Source organism: Acinetobacter sp. IK40, from assembly GCF_035615075.1.
GTDB classification, from domain to species: domain Bacteria; phylum Pseudomonadota; class Gammaproteobacteria; order Pseudomonadales; family Moraxellaceae; genus Acinetobacter; species Acinetobacter courvalinii.
Genome location: NZ_JANBOE010000037.1, coordinates 1 through 521, shown reverse-complemented (window position 1 = coordinate 521; position 521 = coordinate 1). Strand labels below are relative to the sequence as shown.

The following is a 521-nucleotide window of genomic DNA, read 5'->3' as shown; positions in this document are numbered from 1 at the left end:
GTTGATATCGGTACCGCAGATGGCGAAGAAAACTTACAGGTGACGAAAGAGGGCAATGACATCAAGTACAGCCTGAACCGTGATCTGAAAGTGGACAGCGTGACTGCAGGCGATACGGTCATTAACAACGACGGCATGACCATTGCCGATGGCCCAAGTGTGACCAAGTCCGGCATTGATGCAGCAGGAACCAAAGTCACCAATGTGGCAGATGGTACTGAAGCCAGTGATGCAGTCAACAAGGGACAACTGGATCAGGCCAGTCAGGACTTAACCGATAAAGGCTTTGGTCTGACTGCGCAAGATGGCGGCACAGTACAGAAAAAGCTGGGTGAAGCGGTTGAGGTGATTGGTGCAGACAGCAACATCAGCACCAAAGTTCAGGACGGTAAAATTGCGGTAGAGCTGTCGCGGGATCTGGATGTAGACAGTGTCACCGCAGGCGATACCGTGATGAATAGCGATGGAGTCAGCATTGCTGATGGTCCAAGCATGACCAAGTCAGGCATTGATGCAGCAGG

The 521-nt window shown here is 51.8% G+C and carries 1 pseudogene; it reads left to right on the top strand.

The features are described from left to right. Positions 1–521 (top strand): annotated as a pseudogene (locus MSG93_RS19270) (hypothetical protein); the annotation flags it as partial.